The sequence below is a fragment of the Flavobacterium terrisoli genome (genome assembly GCF_030167905.1).
Taxonomy (GTDB): domain Bacteria; phylum Bacteroidota; class Bacteroidia; order Flavobacteriales; family Flavobacteriaceae; genus Flavobacterium; species Flavobacterium terrisoli.
In genome coordinates this window covers 135,370-159,350 of the sequence record NZ_JARGNA010000006.1, presented here as the reverse complement: position 1 = coordinate 159,350, position 23,981 = coordinate 135,370, and the positions used below count along the sequence as shown (strand labels likewise).

The 23,981-nt window shown below is 38.9% G+C and carries 21 protein-coding genes and 1 tRNA gene; 9 read left to right on the top strand and 13 right to left on the bottom strand.

The genetic code is table 11. The features are described 5' to 3' along the window. Positions 1 to 43: 43 nt before the first annotated feature. Positions 44 to 3,190 carry a DUF7619 domain-containing protein gene (locus tag P1K33_RS09760; RefSeq protein WP_284652770.1) on the top strand — a complete coding sequence of 1,049 codons (3,147 nt, stop codon included), beginning with the start codon at positions 44 to 46 and terminating at the stop codon, positions 3,188 to 3,190. Positions 3,191 to 3,238: 48 nt separating this feature from the next. Here the strand turns inward: P1K33_RS09760 and P1K33_RS09755 are convergent, their stop codons facing one another. Beyond that, on the bottom strand, positions 3,239 to 3,715 hold the full coding sequence (locus tag P1K33_RS09755) for a TspO/MBR family protein (protein ID WP_284652769.1): 477 nt from the start codon (positions 3,713 to 3,715) through the stop codon (positions 3,239 to 3,241). A gap of 94 nt (positions 3,716 to 3,809) precedes the next feature. Here P1K33_RS09755 and P1K33_RS09750 point away from each other — a divergent pair, with 94 nt between their 5' ends. The 6 genes from P1K33_RS09750 to P1K33_RS09725 all read left to right on the top strand — a co-directional run bounded on the left by P1K33_RS09750 (position 3,810) and on the right by P1K33_RS09725 (position 10,217). Beyond that, positions 3,810 to 4,916 (top strand): diphosphomevalonate decarboxylase, encoded by a 1,107-nt coding sequence (locus tag P1K33_RS09750; protein WP_284652906.1) that lies wholly within the window; start codon positions 3,810 to 3,812, stop codon positions 4,914 to 4,916. Next, positions 4,913 to 5,851 carry a mevalonate kinase family protein gene (locus P1K33_RS09745; protein ID WP_284652768.1) on the top strand — a complete coding sequence of 313 codons (939 nt, stop codon included), beginning with the start codon at positions 4,913 to 4,915 and terminating at the stop codon, positions 5,849 to 5,851. Before P1K33_RS09750 ends, P1K33_RS09745 begins: the two co-directional genes overlap by 4 nt. A 9-nt stretch (positions 5,852 to 5,860) precedes the next feature. Next, complete coding sequence (locus P1K33_RS09740) at positions 5,861 to 6,787, top strand: geranylgeranylglycerol-phosphate geranylgeranyltransferase (RefSeq protein WP_284652767.1); 927 nt, start codon at positions 5,861 to 5,863, stop codon at positions 6,785 to 6,787. Between the two features lie 236 nt (positions 6,788 to 7,023). Beyond that, positions 7,024 to 7,953, top strand: coding sequence for a pseudouridine synthase (locus P1K33_RS09735; protein WP_284652766.1), 930 nt, complete (start codon positions 7,024 to 7,026; stop codon positions 7,951 to 7,953). A gap of 65 nt (positions 7,954 to 8,018) precedes the next feature. Continuing rightward, positions 8,019 to 8,381: a nuclear transport factor 2 family protein gene (locus P1K33_RS09730; RefSeq protein WP_284652764.1), complete on the top strand. Its 363-nt coding sequence runs from the start codon at positions 8,019 to 8,021 to the stop codon at positions 8,379 to 8,381. Positions 8,382 to 8,450: 69 nt separating this feature from the next. Continuing rightward, positions 8,451 to 10,217: a DUF885 domain-containing protein gene (locus P1K33_RS09725; protein WP_284652763.1), complete on the top strand. Its 1,767-nt coding sequence runs from the start codon at positions 8,451 to 8,453 to the stop codon at positions 10,215 to 10,217. 38 nt (positions 10,218 to 10,255) lie between these two features. On the opposite strand, the gene P1K33_RS09720 is transcribed toward P1K33_RS09725, so the two are convergent. Both P1K33_RS09720 and P1K33_RS09715 read right to left on the bottom strand, forming a co-directional pair. After that, the gene (locus P1K33_RS09720) at positions 10,256 to 11,020 is read right to left on the bottom strand and encodes a hypothetical protein (protein WP_284652762.1); all 765 of its coding nucleotides are present in this window, start codon (positions 11,018 to 11,020) and stop codon (positions 10,256 to 10,258) included. 153 nt (positions 11,021 to 11,173) lie between these two features. Then, positions 11,174 to 11,255 (bottom strand) — tRNA-Leu (locus P1K33_RS09715). Between the two features lie 106 nt (positions 11,256 to 11,361). On the opposite strand from P1K33_RS09715, the gene P1K33_RS09710 reads away from it, so the two are divergent. Further along, the gene (locus P1K33_RS09710; RefSeq protein WP_284652761.1) at positions 11,362 to 12,750 is read left to right on the top strand and encodes a dipeptidase; all 1,389 of its coding nucleotides are present in this window, start codon (positions 11,362 to 11,364) and stop codon (positions 12,748 to 12,750) included. Between the two features lie 36 nt (positions 12,751 to 12,786). Here P1K33_RS09710 and P1K33_RS09705 read toward each other — a convergent pair whose 3' ends face one another. From P1K33_RS09705 to P1K33_RS09695, 3 genes are all read right to left on the bottom strand, one after another. Further along, entirely contained in the window at positions 12,787 to 13,509 is a 723-nt protein-coding gene (locus tag P1K33_RS09705) for a T9SS type A sorting domain-containing protein (RefSeq protein WP_284652760.1), read from the bottom strand. A 92-nt stretch (positions 13,510 to 13,601) separates the two neighbouring features. Beyond that, positions 13,602 to 14,084 (bottom strand): leucine-rich repeat domain-containing protein, encoded by a 483-nt coding sequence (locus P1K33_RS09700; protein WP_284652759.1) that lies wholly within the window; start codon positions 14,082 to 14,084, stop codon positions 13,602 to 13,604. A 122-nt stretch (positions 14,085 to 14,206) separates the two neighbouring features. Then, on the bottom strand, positions 14,207 to 15,025 hold the full coding sequence (locus tag P1K33_RS09695; RefSeq protein ID WP_284652758.1) for a hypothetical protein: 819 nt from the start codon (positions 15,023 to 15,025) through the stop codon (positions 14,207 to 14,209). 299 nt (positions 15,026 to 15,324) lie between these two features. Here P1K33_RS09695 and P1K33_RS09690 point away from each other — a divergent pair, with 299 nt between their 5' ends. Next, on the top strand, positions 15,325 to 16,425 hold the full coding sequence (locus P1K33_RS09690; protein WP_284652757.1) for a DUF4407 domain-containing protein: 1,101 nt from the start codon (positions 15,325 to 15,327) through the stop codon (positions 16,423 to 16,425). A gap of 35 nt (positions 16,426 to 16,460) precedes the next feature. On the opposite strand, the gene P1K33_RS09685 is transcribed toward P1K33_RS09690, so the two are convergent. The 7 genes from P1K33_RS09685 to P1K33_RS09655 form a co-directional block, all read right to left on the bottom strand. Then, positions 16,461 to 17,171: a PH domain-containing protein gene (locus P1K33_RS09685; RefSeq protein WP_284652756.1), complete on the bottom strand. Its 711-nt coding sequence runs from the start codon at positions 17,169 to 17,171 to the stop codon at positions 16,461 to 16,463. 78 nt (positions 17,172 to 17,249) lie between these two features. Beyond that, positions 17,250 to 17,621, bottom strand: coding sequence for an MmcQ/YjbR family DNA-binding protein (locus P1K33_RS09680; RefSeq protein ID WP_284652755.1), 372 nt, complete (start codon positions 17,619 to 17,621; stop codon positions 17,250 to 17,252). Further along, positions 17,618 to 18,019, bottom strand: coding sequence for a GNAT family N-acetyltransferase (locus tag P1K33_RS09675; protein ID WP_284652753.1), 402 nt, complete (start codon positions 18,017 to 18,019; stop codon positions 17,618 to 17,620). The genes P1K33_RS09680 and P1K33_RS09675 overlap by 4 nt, the downstream gene beginning before the upstream one ends. Next, the gene (locus P1K33_RS09670) at positions 18,016 to 18,777 is read right to left on the bottom strand and encodes a cyclase family protein (protein ID WP_284652751.1); all 762 of its coding nucleotides are present in this window, start codon (positions 18,775 to 18,777) and stop codon (positions 18,016 to 18,018) included. Before P1K33_RS09670 ends, P1K33_RS09675 begins: the two co-directional genes overlap by 4 nt. Before the next feature lie 11 nt (positions 18,778 to 18,788). Then, positions 18,789 to 19,922: a radical SAM family heme chaperone HemW gene (gene hemW, locus P1K33_RS09665; RefSeq protein WP_284652749.1), complete on the bottom strand. Its 1,134-nt coding sequence runs from the start codon at positions 19,920 to 19,922 to the stop codon at positions 18,789 to 18,791. 70 nt (positions 19,923 to 19,992) lie between these two features. Continuing rightward, positions 19,993 to 20,544, bottom strand: a complete 552-nt coding sequence (ruvC, locus tag P1K33_RS09660) for a crossover junction endodeoxyribonuclease RuvC (protein WP_284652748.1) — start codon at positions 20,542 to 20,544, stop codon at positions 19,993 to 19,995. A 98-nt stretch (positions 20,545 to 20,642) separates the two neighbouring features. Then, on the bottom strand, positions 20,643 to 23,906 hold the full coding sequence (locus P1K33_RS09655; RefSeq protein WP_284652747.1) for a zinc-dependent metalloprotease: 3,264 nt from the start codon (positions 23,904 to 23,906) through the stop codon (positions 20,643 to 20,645). Between the last annotated feature and the right edge of the window lie 75 nt (positions 23,907 to 23,981).

Below are 23,981 nucleotides of genomic sequence, written 5' to 3'. Positions count from 1 at the left end.
AAAGCAAAATCAATTATATTTGATAGTCAAAAACCAACCAACTATGAACAAAAAACTACTCTTCACTTTTTGGTCTATTTTATTGGTATCCATTTTCAGCGCCTCAGGTCAAGAACCTGTTTGCGGTGGAACATTTACCGATCCGGCAGGACCAAATGCCAATTATGCAGACAGCTCAGATTATACAGTTACCATCTGTCCAACCAACACCGACGAATTAGTAACTGTAACCTTTACCGCTTTTAACACAGAAGCCACTTGGGATGCGCTTTACGTTTTCAATGGAAATTCTATTTCAGCACCGCAAATTGCAAGTACCAATCCTGCAGCTAATGTTCCCGGTGGACTAGCCGGAGGTTATTGGGGAACTGTTATTCCCGGTCCATTTACCTCGTCGAGTCCGGATGGCTGTTTGACCTTTAGATTCAGAAGTGACAATACCATTAACAGACCGGGATGGATAGCCGATGTAACTTGTGCGCTACCACCAACTTGTCCAAAACCAACTCTTTTAACTGTTGCAGATATAACAACTTCATCCGCTACTTTAGGATGGACGGAAAATGGCTCAGCTACAAATTGGGAAGTAATTGTGTTGCCTTGTGGTTCACCTGCTCCAAGCGCTGTAACCTCTGGCACTTCAACAACTACAAACCCTCATGTATTGTCAGGTTTAAACAGTTTTACCTGTTATAATGTTTATGTTAGAGCCGTTTGTGCTGAAACCGATTTAAGCAATTGGAGTACTCTTGCTACTTTTACAACATTAATGGCACCGCCGGTTTGTGGAGGACAGTTTGCAGACTTTGAAGGACCAAATGCCAATTACGCCAATAATTCTGATGTTACGACGACCATTTGCCCAACCGTTCCGGGAGATGTTGTGACGGTTACCTTTACCTCATTCAATATTGAAGCAACATGGGATGCCTTATATGTTTTTAATGGTAATTCAATTGCCTCACCTCAAATCGCAAGTGCCAATCCGGCAGCGAACGTGCCCGGAGGTTTGCCCGGAGGATTTTGGGGAACTGTAATTCCGGAACCATTTGTTTCTTCAAGCCCTGATGGCTGTCTGACTTTTAGGTTCATCAGTGACGACGTGGTAAATAGACCCGGATGGATAGCCAACGTAACTTGTGGTCCACCTCCAACATGTCCAAAACCAACAGCATTAATCGTTACCAATATTACACCAACAACATTTACGGTAGGCTGGACGGAAAACGGAACTGCTGTACAATGGGAATGTCTCATCACTCCTGCTGGCAGCCCTATCCCTACTCCTAACGAGACTGGGACAGTTGTAACGGCTAATCCAGCCATATTCACAGGATTGGTCCCTAACACTTGTTATACTGTATACATAAGATCAATTTGTGGCGAAAATGACATCAGTCTTTGGTCTACAGGGGTTAATTTCTGTACCCAGCCCGAACCTCCTGTTTGTGGCGGAATCTTTGTTGACAATGGCGGACCAAATGGTAATTACGCCAATAGTTCTGATGACACTTATACCATTTGCCCAACCAATCCGGGTGAGGTTTTAACAGTCATTTTTAACTTCTTTGATTTGGAAGAAACCTGGGATGCTCTGTATGTCTTTGACGGAAACTCAATTGACGCACCTCAAATTGCAAGTTCCAATCCGGCAGCTAATGTTCCAGGTGGTTTAGCCGGTGGGTTTTGGGGAACGGCTCCTCCTGGTCCGTTTACGTCATCCAGTCCTGATGGTTGTTTGACTTTTAGATTCAGAAGTGATAATGCAGTCAACAGAGCAGGATGGATTGCCGAAGTGATTTGTGCACAAGATGCCGATAAAATTCTTTTGGTCGCTTATGTTGACGACAACAACAATGGTGTTAAAGACACCGGAGAAAGTCTGTTCCCGAATGGTTCATTTGTGTACCAACAAAACGATTCAGGTACTGATATAAATGGTTATTCCCCAACAGGACAATTTGCCATTTATGATACCAATCCGGCTAATAGTTATGATTTTAGTTATCAATTACAACCCGAATATGCCGCTTATTATAGTGCTACTGCAACAACATACAACGATATGAGCATAGCGGTCGGTAGTGGTACACAGTTTTTGTATTTCCCGGTAACGTTGACACAAGCTTATAACGACCTTAGTATATCAATAGCGCCATTGAGTGCCCCAAGACCGGCATTGAATTATCAAAATAAAATCATTTACAGAAACAATGGTGTTTCGGCTACCGATGGTACTTTAACCTTTGTAAAGCCAACACCGGTAACCATTAGCAATATAAGCCAAACGGGAGTTACAACAAGTCCAACAGGGTTTACCTATAACTTTACCAATCTTCAGCCTAACGAAACCAGAACCATCATCGTTACTATGACTGTTCCGACGATTCCAACAGTAAGTTTGAATCAATTGCTAACGGCCAATGCTACTATATCTGCTCCGGCAAATGACATTAATATGGCAAACAACGCAAGTGCCAATTCACAAGCGGTAGTAAATTCTTGGGATCCGAATGACAAAATGGAATCACATGGAGACAAAATCCGTATCAACGAATTTACTTCCAATGACTATTTGTACTATACCGTTCGATTCCAAAACAACGGAAACGCCAGTGCTATCGACATTAACATTGAAGACTTACTCAATGCTCAATTAGATGAAGAAAGCGTTCGAATGGTCAGCGCGAGCCACAATTATACGATGAGAAGAACCGGTAATCTTTTGGCCTGGGAATTCAAAAACATCTATCTTCCGTCTTCAACCGTAAATCCAAACGGAAGTAATGGCTATGTTCAATTCAAAGTCAAAGTCAATCCGGGTTTCCAGGTAGGTGATATCATCCCAAACAATGCATCAATCTATTTTGATGCGAATCCGGCTGTGGTGACCAATATCTTTAATACCAAATTCATCAATGCGTTAGACAATGCTACTTTCAATGATGGAAATCTGGTTTTATTTCCTAATCCAGCGAGCAACAGGGTTGAAATCAGTTTGATCAACACCGCGGAAAGCATCAGTAAAATTGTGCTGTATGATCTGTTAGGCAAAGCGGTCAAAACCGTTCCGGTACTCTCAAACGACAATATAACGGTTGATGTTTCGAGTTTGTCAAAAGGAGTTTACCTGATTGAAATCAATACAGAAAACAACCTCAAAACCATTAAAAAATTAGTAATTCAATAAATAAATGAAGTTAGAAATGAAAGTCCCGTCTTTACCAGACGGGATTTTTTATTTATTCAGCCACCAAATGCTCGCGTTGAGAATTGCAGCAAAACTGACCCAGGCCAAATAGGGAATCAATAACATCGCTGCTACTTTTTCAATTTTCTTAAACTGCGTATAGGTTTCAAATATCATCAACCAAAGCAAGACAATTTCAATCAAAGCCAATAACGGATTGTGCAATCCAAAAAACAGGTAAGACCAAAGCGCATTCAAAGCCAATTGGTAAATAAAAAATCGAAACGCTTTTTTTACATTCTCTTCATCGGTTTCTATTCGATTCCAAATCATGCCACCCGAAACGCCAATCATGACATAAAGGATTGTCCAAACGGGTGCAAAAATCCAATTCGGTGGATTGAAGACTGGCTTGACCAAAGTCGGATACCAAGTCGTGATGCTCTCACGAGTCACCATTCCCGATAAATAACCAATGACCAAACATGTGAAAACGACAAGTACAACTCTTAAAATCCTTTGCATGGTGATTTTGTTTAAATTTTAGTCAAATATACTAAACACGGCAACAATCTTTTATAAAAATGTATCTTTGTCACTCGAAGTTAATTTCAAGTCTATGCTTTCCGAAAAGGATTTTATTTCAAAACCATTTTCAACTGTAATCGAAAACGGAAGTTTTCAGTGGAGTGCGCCCAGTAATATTGCTTTAGTCAAATATTGGGGCAAAAAGGAAAATCAGATTCCGGCAAATCCTTCCATCAGTTTTACTTTAAATAATTGCAAAACGATTACCAAAACAACGTTTGTAAAAAAGAACACTTCGACGGCCCTCAGTGTGACAAACAACAGCTTTTCATTCGATTTGTTATTTGAAGGTAAACCCAAAGAAGATTTCAAACCAAAAATCCAAAAGTTTTTGGAACGCATTGAAATCTACTGTCCATATCTTAAAGACTATCATTTCACCATTGAAACCGAAAACACTTTTCCGCACAGTTCCGGGATTGCGTCTTCCGCTTCAGGAATGGCCGCTTTATCGATGAACATCATGAGTCTGGAAAAAGAATTGAATCCCGAAATGGCTGAAGACTTCTTTTATCAGAAAGCTTCTTTCCTAGCCCGATTAGGTTCGGGAAGCGCTTGTAGAAGTACAAAAGGAAGTGTGGTGGTTTGGGGAAATCACGCCGAAATCAACGGCAGTTCCGACTTATTCGGAGTGGAATTACCGACTGCTGTTCACGATAATTTCAAGAATTATCAGGACACCATTCTCCTGGTTGACAAAGGCGAAAAACAGGTTTCAAGTACGGTTGGGCATGATTTAATGCACAATCACCCATTTGCCGAACAACGTTTTGCACAGGCACACAATAATTTGTCAGCCATCAAAAAAGTTCTGGAGAACGGCGATTTAAATGAATTCATCAAGATTGTCGAAAGTGAAGCATTGACGTTACACGCCATGATGATGACCTCGCTTCCTTACTTTATCCTAATGAAACCCAACACGTTGGAGATTATCAATAAAATTTGGAAGTTCAGGAATGAAACGAATATTCCTATATGTTTTACCCTTGATGCCGGGGCAAATGTGCATGTTTTGTATCCCGAAAACGTTAGAGTTGCCGCAATGCAATTTATTACAACAGAATTAGTTGGCTATTGTCAAAATGGTAACTATATTTGTGATTCAATTGGAACAGGAGCAATAAAATTTTTATGAAAGGACCATTATTTTATTCAAAGATTCTTCTCTTCGGAGAATACGGAATTATTAAGGATTCTAAAGGTTTATCTATTCCCTATAACTTTTACAACGGCGCTTTGAAAGTGGACGAAAATCCATCAGACGAAGCAGTGAAATCTAACGCGAGTTTGCGTCGTTTTGTAACCTATTTGGAACAATTGCAAAAAGACCAACCCGAATTGGTGACGTTCAATCTTGAAACGTTAAAAGCCGATGTTGAACGTGGTATGTACTTCGATTCAAGCATTCCGCAAGGTTATGGCGTGGGCAGTAGCGGGGCACTGGTGGCGGCTATTTATGACAAATATGCCAATGCTAAAATCACCGTGTTGGAGAATTTAACCCGCGAAAAATTATTGCAGTTAAAAGCGATTTTTTCCCAAATGGAATCTTTCTTCCACGGAAAAAGTTCGGGTCTTGATCCATTAAACAGCTATTTGAGCATTCCGATTCTAATCAATTCCAAAGACAATATCGAAGCAACCGGCATTCCGTCACAAAGCGCAACCGGAAAAGGTGCCGTATTTTTATTAGACTCCGGAATCGTAGGCGAAACCGCTCCAATGGTGAATATCTTCATGGAAAACCTAAAAGAAGAAGGTTTCCGTAAAATGCTGAAATCCCAATTTATCAAATATACCGATGCCTGTGTGGAAAATTTTCTTGGCGGCGATATGAAATCTTTATTTGCCAATACCAAACAACTTTCCAAAGTCGTTTTGAACAACTTCAAACCGATGATACCGGAGCAATTTCACGGCGTTTGGCAGAAGGGAATTGACACCAATGATTACTATCTGAAACTTTGCGGTTCAGGCGGCGGCGGTTATATTCTTGGATTCACGGAAGATTTAGAAAAGGCAAAAAAATCCCTGAAAGATTACAAATTGGAAGTGGTTTACCAGTTTTAATTTCCCATAATGTTAAGCCGAAAAACCAAACACACCTTACTGAAAATTATAAGCATGTTTTCAGTAGTTCGCGGCTATAACATTCCCGTCATAGCATTAGCCCAGTATTTATCGGCCATCTTTATTTTGGCACCCGAAAAAAGAGCACTCGATGTATTGCTCGATTTTAACCTGTTTATCATTGTGATCGTTTCGGGTTTGACTATCGCTTCGGGCTATATCATCAACAATTTTTACGACAGCAAAAAGGACTTAATCAATCGTCCCAATAAATCCCAGCTCGACCGTTTGGTCAGCCAAAAAACCAAATTACAGGTTTACTTTTCAGTCAACTTCATTGTCTTTTTATTGGCGTTCCTGGTTTCGCTTCGTGCCGTATTGTTCTTTTCCGTTTACATTTTCCTGATTTGGTTCTATTCCCACAAGCTCAAAAAAATCACATTCCTTGGAAATCTGCTCGCGGCGTTTCTCGCCGTCCTGCCTTTCTTTGCGATACTTTTGTATTATAAAAACCTCTATCCGCAAATTTTTGCGCATGCCACATTTTTGTATTTGCTGATACTCATCCGCGAAATGATCAAGGATTTGGAAAACATCAAAGGTGATATTGCCAATGATTACCAAACCATAGCGGTGCTTTTCGGCGAAGCCATTTCCAAAAAAATCATCACCTTGCTGACCCTTTCAACCATTATCCCAATCTATTTCTTAATCGAAATATTCGAAGTTGGTTATATGGACATCTATTTCTATGTCAGCATGATTATCCTGATTTTCTTTTTGCAGAAACTATGGAAATCCAACTCCAAACCCGATTACTTAAAACTCCACAACATCCTGAAATTCCTGGTCGTTTCGGGCGTATTCTGCATTGTGCTTATAGACCCTTTAGTCTTAATTCACGGCAAAAAAATTGTCGAAACCATCGTTCGTTAGCAGCGAAAGTTTAGGCTTGTTGCTAAACCATTTTCCCGCTTTCCACAATATCTTTTTATTTATCACATCGAGCGCAGTCGAGATGCTTTTGTCAAAATAAAAAGAATATTCTGTTGCAATCGGGGCTAAAATTCAACCATAGCATTTTAATCGGCGGTATAAGCGGTTGAAATACGTATCTTTGCACTCACCTGAGACCAAAATGGCCGAACGGAACGAAGTTAAATTTAGAATTTATGAACAAGAAGGAAGGCAATAATAAAAGAGGAGGTTCACGACCAAACAGTTCGCGACCAAGTTCGAATAAGCCTAAACCAGCCATGCAGAAAAGAGCGCAAGGCCCAAAAAAGGCTAAGCCAACAACTGATAATACCGCACCCAAAAAAACCGCTACCCGAGCCGGAGGCGAACGGGGCGTAGCCAAACCGGTTAACAATATCCCGAAACCATTAAAATCGGATGACATTCGTTTGAACAAATACATCTCCAATTCCGGAGTTTGTTCGCGTCGTGATGCCGATATTTACATCCAATCCGGAAATGTAAAAGTGAACAACGTCGTGATTACCGAAATGGGTTACCGTGTAAAACCGGGCGATGTGGTCAACTTTGACGGTGCCGTTTTGACACCGGAACGCAAAGAATACATTTTGCTGAACAAACCAAAAAACTTTACGACTTCCAACGAAGACGATGCCGATCACAGAAATGTATTGGAATTGGTTCGCGCTGCGACCAAAGCCAAAATCCAACCGATTGGCCGTATGGACAAAAACACAACCGGTTTGTTGGTCTTTACCAACGATACCGATATGGTTCGTAAATTCAGTTTGCCAAATCAGAAATCAACCAAAATTTACCAGGTTTCTTTAGACAAAAACCTAAAATTTGAAGATTTGGAAAAAATTGCCGGCGGCGTAACGCTTGACGGACACAAATTATATGTGGATGAAATCACTTATATCGAGAACGAACCCAAAACAGAAATCGGATTAAAGCTAAGAACATCTAACGTAAAAGTGGTTCGCGCCATTTTTGAAAGTTTCAAATATGATGTTTTGAAAATTGACCGTGTCTCTTTTGCCGGTTTGACCAAAAAGAATTTACCGCGTGGCAATTGGCGTTTCCTAACCGAGCAGGAAATCATCAATTTGAAAAACGTATAAAAAATTATCATACATTTACCATTCTAAAAATCCCAATTGCTTGGGATTTTTTATTTACAAAACTTATGTCAGCAGAAAAAAATCTCTCTATTGCCCATCTTTGGTTTGAAGCATTTAATGCTCACAACCTTGAAAAACTATTATCGCTTTATGATGATGAAGCGGAGCATTTCAGTCCGAAGTTAAAAATCCGCCATCCGGAAACCAATGGTTTGGTCACGGGAAAAGACGCGTTGCGCTCATGGTGGCAGGATGCTTTTGACCGTTTGCCAACCTTAAACTACAAAGTCACTTCGCTAACTTCTAACTCCGATCGTGTTTTTATGGAATACATCCGAACGGTGGAAAACGAAGACCAAATGTTGGTCGCAGAAGTCCTGGAAATCAAAGAAGGCAGAATCATTGCCTCAAGAGTTTACCACGGATAATTTATCATTCTGTTAACAAATCAATTGACTAAAAACCAATAGTTTTACTCCAACTAAACCAAACTCATTATGAAGAACTTATATTCTTTTTCAGCCATGGTTTTACTGTCTTTACTTTTTGTAAACTGTAAATCAGAGGAAAAAACCGGCGACATCAATGCCGTTGCTAAATCCTATTTCAACGATAAGAATGCTTTGAATCCTTTGGATGCTACCTTGAACGGACAAAGCGATTTCAATGACCAATTGGTATTTGAAATGACCGATTCCTATCGCAAAAAGCAAGGCATTTTCTTTGATAAATATGAAAAGGAACTGGCAACCATTGACACCACAGCGCTTTCTGAAGAAGAAAAAAACAGTTTTGACATCATTGCCTGGGAAGTGGCCATCGGGAAAGATTTGTTAAAACAAAATGCCAATCTGACTCCGATACACCAATTCTGGGGAACGCATTTGACCATGGGGCAATTCGCCAGTGCCGAAAGTGCACAGCCATTCAAAACCGAAAAAGATTATCAGAATTTCTTAAAAAGAATGGACTCTTATTCCGTTTGGATTGACTCGGCGATAGTTTACATGAAAAAAGGAATGAAGGAAAAAGTAGTTTTGCCAAAGGCTTTGGCTGAAAAGGTAATTCCACAATTTGAAGATGTGATTACGCCAAAAGTGGAAGACAATCTTTTCTATTCGAGCTGTAAAAAGTTCCCGGCTGATTTTACCGAGGAACAAAAAAGCAATTTATCAAAACAGTATAGTGAGCTAATCAATACTAAACTGACGCCACAATTTCAAAAGCTAATCACTTTCATGAAATCGGAATATGTTCCGGCTTGCAGGACGACAAGCGGCATTGGCAGTCTTAAAGGCGGAAATGATTTGTACAAAGTCTATGTAAAACAATGGACGACTACAGATAAAACCCCGGAAGAAATCCATGAATTGGGTTTAAAAGAAGTGGCTCGCCTCAAAGCTGAAATGGAGAAAGTGAAAACTCAGGTTGGCTTTAAAGGAACCATCAATGAGTTTTTCGAGCACGTGAGAAACAATCCGTTATTGAAACCGTTCAAAAAACCGGAAGAAGTGATTGCCAACTTTGAACGAATCCATAAAATCATTGAGCCAAATGTAAACAAGTTTTTCTCTTTGCAGCCTAAAACGCCTTTCCAAATCAAAAGAACCGAAGCGTTCAGAGAGAAATCGGCGAGTGCAGAATATGTGCAAGGTTCAGCTGATGGTACAAGACCGGGGACTTTTTATGTTCCGATTCCGGACGTAGCAGCTTATAACTTATATGGCGATGAGGATTTGTTTTTACACGAAGCGATACCGGGACATCATTTCCAAATCTCATTGCAACAGGAAAACCAACAATTGCCTGATTTCAGGAAATTCAATTGGTTTGGCGCTTATGGTGAAGGTTGGGCTTTATACACCGAAAGCTTAGGAAAAGAATTAGGATTGTACAGCGATCCATACCAATACTTTGGCATGTTAGGCAATGAAATGCACCGTGCGGTCCGTTTGGTGGTTGATACAGGCATCCATTCCAAAGGCTGGACACGCGAGCAGGCCATCAAATATTCCTTGGAAAATGAAGCCGAAAGCGAAGCTAGTATCACAGCCGAAATCGAACGCTATATGGCGATTCCGGGACAAGCGCTATCCTACAAAATTGGTCAATTGAAAATTTTGGAATTGCGCCATAAAGCAGAGGAAAAAATGGGCAATAAATTTGACATCAAAGTGTTCCACCAAAAGGTTTTAGAATCAGGTGTAATGCCATTGGCTTTGTTGGAAAAGAAAATCAACAACTGGATTGCCACCGGAAAGTAATCATTAAAAAAAGCCTCTCAATTGAGAGGCTTTTTTATTTAGTTACTGATACTTTTTTCGAGATTATTGAAATCAATCGTATTTCCGTTGACATCAAAAAACTCATACGTATATTTTAATTTCCCGTCAACTTCTTCTATCTTGATAAACATCTGGTAAAACCCTTGGTTCCATTCCACAACCAAATGGTATTCATAATCGGCAACCCCAAAACTGGCCGGAAGATTACTGGTGTAAATCAGTTTTTTAGATTTTAAGTTAAGCGTATTGACTTCAAAATTTTCATACTCGAACATTTCTTCGTCATTTACTTTCTTGCCTAAATAGTCAAAGCTGGCAACGGCTTTCGCGTTTTTCTTTTTCTCTTTTCCTTTATTATAATCATCCTTAATGGAGAAAATTACATCTTTTAAAGAACTTTTCCCGGCGTTAACCAAAGAGAATCTGATTTGATGATGGTACATTAATTTATGTACTTTCTTATCACTGGTTTCAGCGGCTGCTCCTTCGCTTAAATCATTGTCTACGATTTCGATGATGGGAATATTTTGTCCTTCAGCCAAAGTAAAAGCATCAAATTTGTGGCTTTTCAGCTTTTGCTCTGTTTCTTCAACATACTTATCTTTTTCGACAATTTCAGCATTCAGAACCTCAATTTGCTTGATGGCTTCGTCTAATTGTTTCTGCTTTTCAGCTGAAATGGAATTGGAACTATTTCTATATAGCAAATAACCTGACAGTGCTAATAAAATAAATCCAAAAATCCCCAGTACCAAAGTTATCATACGCTTTTTCCCTTTCATTAGAATAAAAGATTTTACATCAAATTAGTATTGATGTTGTAAAAATAATCGAATTTTCAAAAATTAAAACACTCAAAAACAATAAACTGTAAACATATTATTAACCAATTCGTAACAATAAAAAAGCCCCAACTTTCGTTAGAGCTTCTGTTGTGCGGGTAATAGGACTCGAACCTACACGCCTTGCGGCACCAGATCCTAAGTCTGGCACGTCTACCAATTTCGCCATACCCGCAAAATCGTGAGTGCAAATATAATCATAACTTCAAACTTTCAAAGGAAAATTATTAAAAAAAATCACGGTCATTTTTGTACTTTTGAGGCATACCAAAATTAAACCCATGGACAACATAAAAAACTACGTTCAACAGAATAAGGAACGTTTTATAAATGAGTTAATTGAACTCCTGAAAATCCCTTCCGTAAGTGCCGACAGCGCTTACGCACATGACGTGATCAAAACAGCTGATGCGGTAAAAGCCAGCCTGGAAAAAGCAGGCTGCCAATTGGTGGAAATCTGCGAAACACCTGGTTATCCAATCGTTTTTGGGGAACATATCATTGACAAAAACCTGCCAACGGTTTTGGTTTACGGACATTACGATGTACAACCACCGGATCCGATTGATTTGTGGACTTCGCCTCCGTTTGAACCCGTAATCAAAACAACCGAAATCCATCCTGAAGGTGCGATTTTTGCCCGTGGCGCTTGTGATGACAAAGGCCAAATGTACATGCACGTAAAGGCTTTTGAATACATGATCCAAAGTAATTCGCTTCCTTGCAACGTGAAATTCATGATTGAAGGTGAAGAAGAAGTTGGGTCAAAAAGCTTGGGTTGGTTTGTTGAAAGAAACCAGGAAAAACTAAGCTGTGATGTGATTTTGATTTCCGATACCGGAATGATTTCCAACCAACAGCCGTCAATCACTACCGGTTTGCGCGGTTTAAGTTATGTGGAAGTAGAAGTGACCGGACCAAACAGGGATTTACATTCAGGATTGTATGGTGGCGCAGTGGCAAATCCAATTAATGTATTGACCAAAATGATTGCGTCGCTTCACGACGAAAACAACCATATTACCATTCCCGGATTTTATGACAAAGTAGAAGAGCTTTCGGCTGCCGAAAGAGCTGAAATGGCCAAAGCACCATTCTCTTTGGACAAATACAAACAAGCCTTGGATATCGCCGATATTTATGGCGAAACCGGTTATGTGACCAATGAAAGAAACTCCATCCGCCCGACTTTAGACGTCAACGGAATTTGGGGCGGTTATACTGGCGAAGGTGCCAAAACGGTTATTGCCAGTAAGGCTTACGCCAAAATCTCGATGCGTTTGGTTCCAAACCAGGACTGGGAAGAAATCACCGAATTGTTCTCTAAACACTTTGAAAGTATTGCACCAAAAGCAGTGAAAGTTAAAGTTTCGCCGCATCACGGTGGGCAAGGTTATGTAACACCTATTGACAGCATTGGTTATAAGGCAGCAAATAAAGCGTATACCGAAACTTTCGGTGTTCAGGCGATTCCGGTGCGTTCGGGTGGAAGTATTCCGATTGTAGCTTTGTTTGAAAAAGAATTAAAATCAAAAACAATCCTGATGGGATTTGGTTTAGACAGTGACGCGATTCACTCTCCAAATGAACATTTCGGGATTTTCAATTACTTAAAAGGAATTGAAACGATTCCATTGTTTTACAAATATTTTGTTGAATTATCGAAGTAATAAAAAAGGCGGCCAATTGGCCGCCTTTTTAGTTCTTTATTCTTTCAGAAACTGCTTAACACTTGTCGTGCTGTCGGTTTGGATCTTTAAATAATAATTTCCTATTGTCAATCGGGAGACATCTATGTTTTGTTGGTTTCCAATTTCCTTTTGAACCAATTGGCCCAAGTTATTATAGATTTCAATGGTTTTGATTTCAACATTTTGAGTTGAATAAATTTCAAGATTATTTTGTGCCGGAACAGGAGAAATGGTAAACTGATTGTTTAAAGTAAATGCTGCTGAACCTAAAATCGAAGAAGTACAATTTGTATTTACCTGAATCTGGTTTTGCAGTCCCAATTGGTTGATTCTTGTTTGAAAAAAAGGCTGTTCAAGCCCATCAACGCAAATATGTGAGAGGTTCGGGCAATTGCTTATTGCCAAATACAACGCCGGAATATCAAAAATGTCACCTCCTTCATCACAGGTAATTGCCGTGTGGTTAAAGCCATTTTTGAAAATAACCTGCTGTAGATTTGGGCTGTTTTGAATTGTAACATTTCCCTGCTCCTCCGGATCACAATCTCTGACCCTATTAAAATTCCCTAAATCAAAGCTTGTATTATTAGACCTGTAATCAATGTTTCCGGGCTGCAAACCATTAAAATAAACATTATCCACAGTATTATCGCCTAATTCGAGATGGGCATCGCTACCAAAATTTACATTGGCAGGAAAACTCAACAAGCTAAACTGATTGTTACTAAAGTCTGCCACAGGCCAATAAAAAGCAACATTCCCAATGTACTGAACAGCGCTCAGATTATTATTATTAATAAAAAAATACGAAAAAATCGAGTTACTAATCGTCAGATTCGAAAGTGATTGTAGGACAAATCAAAGATATCCGTAAAATCGGCATTGGCTACAGTAAAAGTCGTCAGGTTATTGTGGCTCAAATCCAATACTTCCATTATTGCAAAATTGACATTGACTGACGTAAGCGCATTGTATTTTGCATTTAGCGTCATCAAACTAACAGAATTATTAATCGAAATAGAAGTCAGCGAATTATAATTACAATTTAAGGTTTTAAGGTTGGTAAAGTTTGATATACCTGTTAAATTAGAAATGTTGCTATTGGAAAGATTCAGTCTATCAACATTCTGAACTTCACTTACCTCAATCTGACCGTTATTATTGGCATCAATAGTCAAACTATTTCCCAAATAATCATAGGCTGTATTTGCCTGCAACAGCTTAGTCTTAAAATTAGCATCTGGAAAATTGATGATTTGTGCGTTAACCAAACAGGCAAAGACCAAGCAGAAGCACAAGTAAAAATATCTCATATTCAATTGTTTATACCTTAAAAGTACTGTTTTATTTTTATTTCCAGCAATGAGAATAAAAAATAGCCTCGATAGATTTATTCTTATATCAAAAAAAGCGGCTGATTAGCCGCTCTTCAATATTATTTCGTCAGTTCATGTACTAATCTATAAATATAATCGCTATGTCTTCCGTCATCATACTTATTGCGTTTGTCCCAATAGGCTTTTCGTTTGGCATCATCTGTCCAGGCAGCACTGAATAAATCCCTGTTTTTATTTAGTGCATTTTCTAAATCGGCTAACGTCTCTACCACAAATACTTCTGTGAACTCTGTTTTGTCTGCGCCCCAAGCGTGTTGGTTAGGATAATAGGCTTTAATCAAATCATTTTTGTTGATTACGGCATCAAAATATTGTTTGCTTAACTCCATAAATTCTTTCTCTGTTCCGTCTTTCGGGTAGGTAAAATGACTTACACGAACATAATAAAGCACATCTTTATCAAAATTAGCTTTGGGTAATTTGGCGCCCGGAAGAGTAGCATAAATTTCATCTGAATGATGGAGTGCATAATACTTTCCTTTTTTTTCAAAATAAGTTTTTCTGGCTTTTTCATCCGGCCATGCTGCTTTCTCCAATTCATCGCTTCGTTCACTGGCTTTTTCAATCGCACCCCAGTTTTCATAAGTGGTAACTAATAAAATTTCGGTATTATCAGCGGTGAAATGATGCATTAAAAACTCTTGACCAATGATAAATTCATTCTTCTTAACGACTTTATCTAAATATTCTTTTTCAACGGCTTTCCATTCATCCATTGAAAAATTATCCAAATCCATGTTCCAATGGAGTTTGGTTACTGTCACTAAGTAACTTTTTTCGTCCTGAGCAAAACCGGTGTTGCTCAATAACAGCAATCCTAAAACGGCTGTTAAAAGAATGTTTTTCATTGCTTTCATAATTTCAAATTTTGTTATTTATAATTGGTTATTGAATACAAAATTGAAATTTGGGACCGAAATGACCTGAGGATATTTTTTTTGAGGAAATCTAATTTACGAAATTTTAACATACCTATCTTATTGATAATAAAATATTTACGTTTTTTAAATAGTCCCCCTTAAAACCTGTGTTATTTACTACAATAAATTAAATAATTATCAGAATGCTAACACGTTGAAACTTTTGGCTTTAAATTTGTACTAATCATCATCAATCAACCTGACCCGAATTATTTCGGGTTCAAAATCAAATCATCATGTTAAAACGTTTCTTTCTTCTTTGTTCCGGTGCCGACAGCGATATCGTGAACTCTTGTTCCAATGGCGAACAAAACAAATACGCCGGCATCGGAGCTACCGTATTTTTTACCGCAGTTATGGCATTCATTGCCAGCAGTTATGCACTTTACACCGTTTTCGACAATGTTATTACCGCGATAGCTTTCGGGCTGATTTGGGGATTCCTTATTTTCAATCTTGACCGATTCATCGTTTCTACCATCAAAAAAAGAGACCATTTTTTAGACGAATTCATTCAGGCTTCACCACGAATTGTATTGGCGATTATCATTGCCATCGTAATTTCAAAACCGCTGGAAATCAAAATTTTTGAAAAAGAAATCAATACGGTTTTATTGAAAGAGAAAAACGAATTGGCGATTGCCAATAAAAATCAGGTGACCAATTATTTCAAAAGCGATGTCGATAAAAACAAAGCCGAAATGGACAGTTTGAAATCCTCGATTACCAAAAAAGAAAAAGAGGTTTCGTCGTTATACAATTCCTATATCACCGAAGCGGAAGGCACCGCCGGAACCAAGAAAATGGGTAAAGGGCCAATTTACAAAGAGAAACGCGCTGCTCATGATTTGGCTATCAAACAATTGGATTCCTTAAAAATTACCAATGCTAAAATCTTAGCCGATAAAGAAGCTCGAAGCAAAACGCTTCAAGCGGATTTGGACAAAAAAGTAACTGAAACACAACCCATTATTGACAGTTTTGATGGTTTAATGGCGCGCATCAATGCACTTGGGAAATTGCCATGGCTGCCTTCTTTTTTCATTATGCTGTTGTTTTTAGCGATAGAAACTTCGCCGATTATTGCCAAATTGTTATCGCCAAAAGGAGAATATGATTTGAAACAGGAAGACAAAGAAATGGGCGTCAAAAATGTGATTGAGCAAAACCGTTACCAAAGCGAATTGCAAAAGAAAACTGATGCCGAAATCTATGATAAGGTTTATGCGGATATTCGGGAAGACAAAGAATTGTACAACTACAAGAAAAAAGGTGCGATTGAGTTGCTCAAACTCCAGGCCGATGGTTTTGTAGACAAACAGAAGAAATCAATGTGATAAAAAAATCCCTTTCAGTTTGAAAGGGATTTTTTTTACATATGACTCAGAATTTCTTTTTTCAGTGCATCGTATTCGCCCTGAAGAATCAATCCGTTGTCCAATAACTTTTTATAGTTTTGTAGTTTTTCAAACAGTTCGTCCTGTGACAATTCTGCCAAACCTGATTTGTCATCCGGGAATTGTTTTTCATCGCGGTAACCCGATTGCTCTACCGGTATGATTTCGGCATAATTGATTACTTCTTCAGTCGCAACTTCTTCAATTACTTCCGGCTCTTCGGTTACTTGTGGATCTACAACAACTTCAGCAGCTTTTGGCTGTTCATAAACCGGAACCTCAACTTTTGGATTTTTCAATAAGTCCAATTGTTCTTTGGCAAAAGTGTATAATTTTCGGGCTTGATTTTTTGGCAAATAATCAACGGTATGCGTTAAATCAGATTTGGTTGAAAATGTAAAATCAGCACCTAAAATGCCTTCTTTTACAAAACTCGCTTCAATATCATCCCAATCGTAATCGATGAATTCCATTGACAATCCTAAGTTTTTTGGTTTGCAAAGGATGATTCTTTTGTTGGTTACCACAATACTGTCAGGGAAAATGTTCACCGCCGGTTTTTTCTGAACCGCAATGTATCCGATTTCTTCATTGCTCATCAACAAATTATCCAATTTGCCGGTGATTTTCTCAATCGCTTTTGGGTCTTGGTCTTCGTTTAATATCTTTTTTAAATTATCTAACATGGTTTGTGTTTTAATTTGACGCAAAAATTTAACTTCGTTCTGTTCGGTCTCACGACCTCGAGTATGCAAAAGTAATGCCTAATTCTCACTTAAGAGAATTTCGTTTTGGATTTTTTTGGTCAAACTTTTGAAAACCAATTCATAGGAATGGTTGATCAGTTCGCACATCATTTTATCATTTACATCACTGTGGAAATCGACCGTGTTCCAATGCACTTTGCTCATATGGTAACCGGGATTGATGGCATCATATTCGGCGCGCAATTCTTCACCGCGTTCGGGATCGCATTTTAGATTGAGCGATGGCGTGTCCTTTTCCCATGCTGCCAAGGAAGTCAGGCAAAACATTTTGCCACCAACCTTAAACACCAAAGTATCTTCGTCAAACGGAAAATGTTCGGTTACGCCTTTTTTGGAAAGGCAGAATTCATAGAGTTGCTGTATGTTCATTTGATTACTTTTTCCATCATTTTCTCCGGATGTGCCAAAGCGGTAAATCCGAATTTTTCATATAAAAAATGGGCGTCAGATGTTGCCAAACGCCAAATCTTGACTTGCTGCAGTTGTGGTTCGTTCATCATCGCCTCAATCAAAACAGAGGAATAACCTTTGCCTCTGTGTTGCTCATCAATAAAAACATCCATCAGATAGGCAAAAACGACATAATCAGTAATTACTCTGGCAAAACCAATCTGCTTGCCATCCAAATAGATTCCAAAGCAAACCGAAGCATCAATGGTGGTTTGGACATCTTCCATAGTTCTTCCGGCTGCCCAATAAATGTCTTTGAGAAAGTTTTGGATAAACGGAACGTCTAATTGGCTTTTATCGGTAGAAACAAGAATCATATCGCGTACAAAACAGGTTTTGACGGAGAAGCATCATTTTCGAAGGATGCGATTTGGATATTGAGGATATAACTTCCGTCTTTAACCTCGTCTTCCACATAAATCATTTCGGTAATCGTGCAATCCAATCGCGCGTCATGATTGAGGTTGTTGACATTTTTTACATTCCAAAAGGCTTTGTGTGCCAACAATCGGCCTTCATCTTCTTCCCGGTCAACGCTAGGCAAATCAATCAAAAGATGTTTGATGCCCACTTCACGGATGAAATCGGCTGCTTCTTCTGTCAGATATGCCGGATTGGTATGCGAATAATTTTTGTGCTTTTTGGCGTGCGGATTGGGCAACGTACGAATAACAATGGCTTCAGGCGTTTCATCATCGAGTGCGGCTTTGATTTGGGTTTTGGTAATGATCAGATCTGTCCCAACAATTTTAGGTTCAATCGAAATCAGTTCTGCCGTGAAGAAAAACTGTTTCAGGCATTGGTTGATGCTATAAAACTCTTTCGTGATATGTCCGAGACACTCCGTATGTGTACCGTGTCCGTGAGGATTAAAAAAAATATTATTGAAATTGGTCGAACTTCCTTCGGATACTTTCCCTACCCAACCTTCAAACCTTACCGGTTTGATTTCTGGTTTTTGAATGTACCAGGCAATAGGATTAGCGTCCGTATTGGTCAATGGAATAGAGATGTCAATTGGTTTTGACAAATCTATTTCGAAGTTTTGATTGTTATGAAGAATTGTCGCTTTCAAGGGAATATATTTTACTCCAAATTTAGCAAAAATAAATCTGATGCAATTCCGTCTCCCAAAAACTTCCCGCTTTTTGTAGTGCGCAAAACATTATCATCCACAAAAAGCAAATGGTCTTCGATGTATTTTGCCGCCTGTTGGTTCAGATAATCCAAGTAACTTTTCCCAAATTCTTTCTCGATTCTATCCAACGAAACACCCCAAATGGTTCGCAAACCGGTCATGATGTATTCGTTGTAACGGTCAGTTATCGTTAAGGTTTCGGTTTCTATAGGCAGTTTGTTTTCGGCTAAAGATTTTAGGTAAAGCGAATTATTGGAGACATTCCAACCGCGTTTCACGCCGTCATAACTATGTGCAGATGGCCCGATTCCGAGGTATTTTTTGCCCAGCCAATAACTCGAATTGTTTATGGAAAAATAGTTTTCTTTCCCAAAATTGGACAACTCATAATGGATAAAACCATTTTCCTCGAGTTTGTCCACCAGCAGGTGAAAATGCTCTTGTGTCAATTCATCATCAAGCTGTGGAATGATGCCTTGCTTTATGAACTTGTGCAAAGCCGTTTTGGGCTCCACAGTGAGTGCATAACTCGAAATGTGCGGAATATTATAGGACAAAGCGGTTTCGATGTTCTGAAGCCATTTTTCGTTGCTCATATTCGGCATGCCATAAATCAAATCGATGGTGATGTTGTCAAAATATTTGGTGGCAATTTCCAAACATTTTTTGGCTTCCTCGACATTATGCGCGCGGTTCATTAGCTTTAAATCATCTTCAAAAAACGATTGGATTCCGATGCTTAATCTGTTTATTTGGTTATTCGCCAATTCGATAATTCGGGTTTCTGTCAGGTCATCCGGATTGGCTTCAACAGTAATTTCGGGATTATCAGCGACCTTATAATTGTGGAAAACAGTATCAATCAATAATTTTAAATCTGAAACTTCCATTATGCTTGGCGTTCCGCCTCCAAAGTAAATGGTTTCGACAACCTCATCCTTAAACTCCTCTTTTCGCAAAGTAATTTCCTTCGCTAACGCGGAAACCATTTCGTCTTTTTTCTTCAATGAAGTCGAAAAATGAAAGTCGCAGTAATGACAGGCTTGTTTACAGAAAGGAATATGGATATAGATGCCGCTCATTGATTGGAAAATTAATCAATTTGAAAATTTGAAAATGAAATTTTAATCTTCAAATTCTCAAATCTTCAAATTATTTAATTCTGTCTTCATTCTGTTTTACAAAAGCATCCCAACCGGTATAACTTTTGGCTCTTGTCACTTTTCCTGAATTAAAAAAATGACAAACCGCTGCTGCCAAGCCATCAGTTGAATCAAGATTTTTGGGCAATTCTTTTAAACCCAAAAGTTGTTGTAGCATTTTAGCCACCTGTTCCTTGCTGGCGTTTCCGTTTCCGGTAATGGCCATTTTTATTTTTTTGGGTTCGTATTCCGTAATGGGAATTTGACGCGACAAACCGGCTGCCATCGCAACGCCTTGCGCTCTTCCAAGCTTTAGCATCGACTGCACATTTTTTCCAAAAAAAGGTGCTTCAATCGCAATTTCGTCTGGATGATGGGTTTCGATAAGCTCAATGGTGCGCTCAAAAATCACTTTCAGTTTGGTGTAATGATCGTCATATTTACTCAAAATCAATTCGTTCAACTGAATGAATTCCATTTTTTTGTTCACTACTTTGATTAACCCAAAACCCATAATGGTTGTTCCGGGGTCAATGCCTAATATGATGCGTTCGTTGGCCACTTGTCAGATTTGATTTGATGGTAAAAATAGGAAACAATAATGGATTTCATAAAAAAAGGCCGTTTAAAAAACGACCTTTCTTTGATTAATTTTAAAGACTATTGCTTGATAAATTTCTTGGTAATTTCATTTTTACCATCTTTCACTTTAACTAAGTAAACACCTGACTGTAAACTATTCAATCGGATATTCTGATTAAAGAAACCGTTGTTAGCATAAGTATTCATGTATATTTCTCTTCCTCTCATATCATAAACTGAAAGGTTGATGTTTTCGTTTGAAGTCGAATTGAATTGGACATTAAAATCTCCGTTATTCGGATTTGGATACAAACTGAAATTCTGAATTGTATTTTCTTCCACTCCTAATGGAACCGCAGTAGTACTACACAATTCCAAAGACCAAAAATCAATAGAACCACCATCTTCATTAAAAGTATCCAAAACTCTTAATGTCCAAAGTCCATTCATGGCTTGCCCGTTGAAAGCCGATAATGACTGTATTGGTATAAGCGTCCCTGAAATGGCTGGATTAACTGCACAAACTAACGCTGTACCAGCATCATCAAAAGTAGCATCCACATTTTCCAAAGGATTACTTACACATGGATGATTCACCAATTGAACCTGAGTTCCTGCCGGGCTAATCAAGGTGATAATCATATCATTTACCCAGGTATGCGTAATATACATGCTGATATTTACATCCGAAATGGTTCCGGTTTGCGTTACAGTTAAAGTTGAGTTTGCCGTAACATTCGCGGTTACCGGAATCGTAATTGGCACATTTGGAGATTCAAAAGAGGAACAATCAGACAAACCTGTTTTGAATAAGTTTGCTGTACTATAAGCGCCTAAACAACCATTATTCCTTGGCATAACTCTCCAATAATATTGGGTAGATTCACTCAATCCCGATAGTGTATAAGAATTAGTACTTACAGTCGCTGTAGCTATGATATTGGTAAAAGTACCATCCGTTGACACCTGAACATCATACAATGTCGCAGTTGCATTTACCGGCCAGGTAAAATTAATTGTTGTTGGTTGACCAATAGCTAAGTTAGCCGGTGCAGTCAAGGTTTGAGCCGAGAAATTTGAACTAAATATTTCCAGGTAGAAAGGTATTGTTTTTGTCTCTGCTCCAGAAGTTGCCGTTACCGTCATTGAATAAAAGCCCAGAGTAGCACTGCCCGTATTACTGATCGTTAGTGTTACATTCCCGTTAGCTGAAATAGAACTTGGCGTAAAAGTCGCTGTAGTTCCTGCAGGCTGACCAGTAACCGTTAAATTGGTTACACCACTGAATCCTGCATAAGTCGTATAAGGAATGGTATAAGTTGCTGTACTTCCTGTACAGATTTGTTTGTTTTGTTCTCCGGCAACGCCATTAAACGCCACACCAAAAGTTGAAGTTGGTGCTGCTATCGTAAAGTTGGCATTTGAAATGTCATAAAAAATATGATTGTAACCTTTTACCATAACTCTATTGGTTGTTCCAACATTGTTTGGTACCGTTATCGTTTCTGTTCCATCATTAGGTACTTTACTAGCCAATAAAATTGGATAAGTATTTCCTCCGTCAGTAGACAAATAAATATCAACATACGCTGCATTTACGCCATTCGCCGTTGTTCCGGCCACAGCCCAAGTCACCGTTTGATTGGTTCCTACGGCCCAGCTTACCGCTGTATTTGGAGCGGAAACCAGGAATGGTCCGGCTGTTGTATTTACTGTAACAGTCATGTCATCTGATTTAGTTTGTCCTGCACCGGCAAAGTTATCCCTAACCGTTAAAACAAAATTCAATGTTCTGGCAACTGAACTCAAAGCTTCTACTGTAATTTCGGATCCTTGTGTTATCACCGAATTGGCAATTACTCTTGCTATTGGCGGACAAAATCTGCTTGGTGAAGTCGTTGGGTTATAAGAACGCCAGTTTGGTCCACCCGTTTTTGTTGCTGAAGCCGCACTCGCTGCACCGGTTTGTGTCGTTGCAGTGTCATTCTGTTCCCAGCAATAGGTCAATGCATCTCCATTGGCATCTGTTGCTGTTCCGGTTAAAATAAAAGGAGTGCTTTTTGGTATCGTATAATCTAAACCGGCACTTACTACCGGAGCAACATTGGTCAAATCTATTCTTACCGGACAAGTTTTAGCAATCATATTGTCCTGAATTTGTTTTACACTGGCATACACAAAATAAGCATCAGAATGTGGTTGAACATCTTGTGCCGTAATCCCGGCATAACCCATAATGGTTGATCCCGAACCCGGTTCTACGTTTACACCGCTTCCTTCAACACCATTGGAAAAAGTATGATTTGCTCCAAATTGGTGACCCATTTCATGAACAACATAATCAATATCAAATGTATCTCCTGCCGGAACACCATCAGCCGGAGAAGTATATCCACTACCTTTTGAACCATCTTCACAAACACAACCGATACATCCTGCGTTTCCACCACCACCGGTAGAACCGAAAAAGTGACCTATGTCGTAATTGGCTTCACCAATAACACTGGTCAATGTATTTTGCAATTGCGTATTCCAGTTGCCCATAGTAGTATATGGATCCGTAGCCGCATTAGTGTAAATTACACTTGAGTTGTTAGGAATCAAATTCATGTGAATGGCTAAATCTTTTTCAAATACCCCATTAACTCTGGTCAAAGTAGCATTCATTGCCGCTAAAGCTCCGGCTATAGTACCACCAAAATAAGCCGTATATTCTCCGTTACAAGACAATGCCAATCTGAAAATCAATAATTCTCCTGAATTCGACATTGTTGTTAAAGGATTTTGTTTTTGTAGACTATTAGAAAGATTAGTATCAACCGTTGAACAGGTAAATGGTAATTCCCCATCAGCTCTTCTCGATTCATAGACTGCATAAACAGTACCGTCAACAGAATATGGCTCGATGAATTCATTCTTTTTGTCTGTTCTGAAAATCATAGCCTGAATGCCATTCTCATCAGAACTCATTCTGATTTGCGCATTTTTATCGTCAATCCCGATTCCAACATAAGACCTGATGTTGGGAAATTGTGCTTGCAATTCAGGTGCAAAGTTTGAAAACTCAAACATTTGGAAGCGCTCAGTTGCGCCACTTGCATTGGGCACCGTAATAACCACATTGGATTTATTATGGCTTAGTCTGCTTGGAGCAGCTTGCAAAACTGATTTAATCTCTGCAAGCTGTGCCTTGTACAGTTGAAATTCTTTTGGGAATGTTGATCGCTGAACCTGTTTTAAAGGCTCGATATTTTGCTGGGTTGTGACAACCCATGTGGCCGTTTTTTGAGAATAAGCTGTAATGCTTATCAAAAAAAGTAACAAAATTGTAATTTTTTTCATCGGTAATTGTGGTTTTTAAGGTGTTTTTAGTAGTTTTAATAGAGATTTATCAATTAAAGGCGTAAAAATATGCTT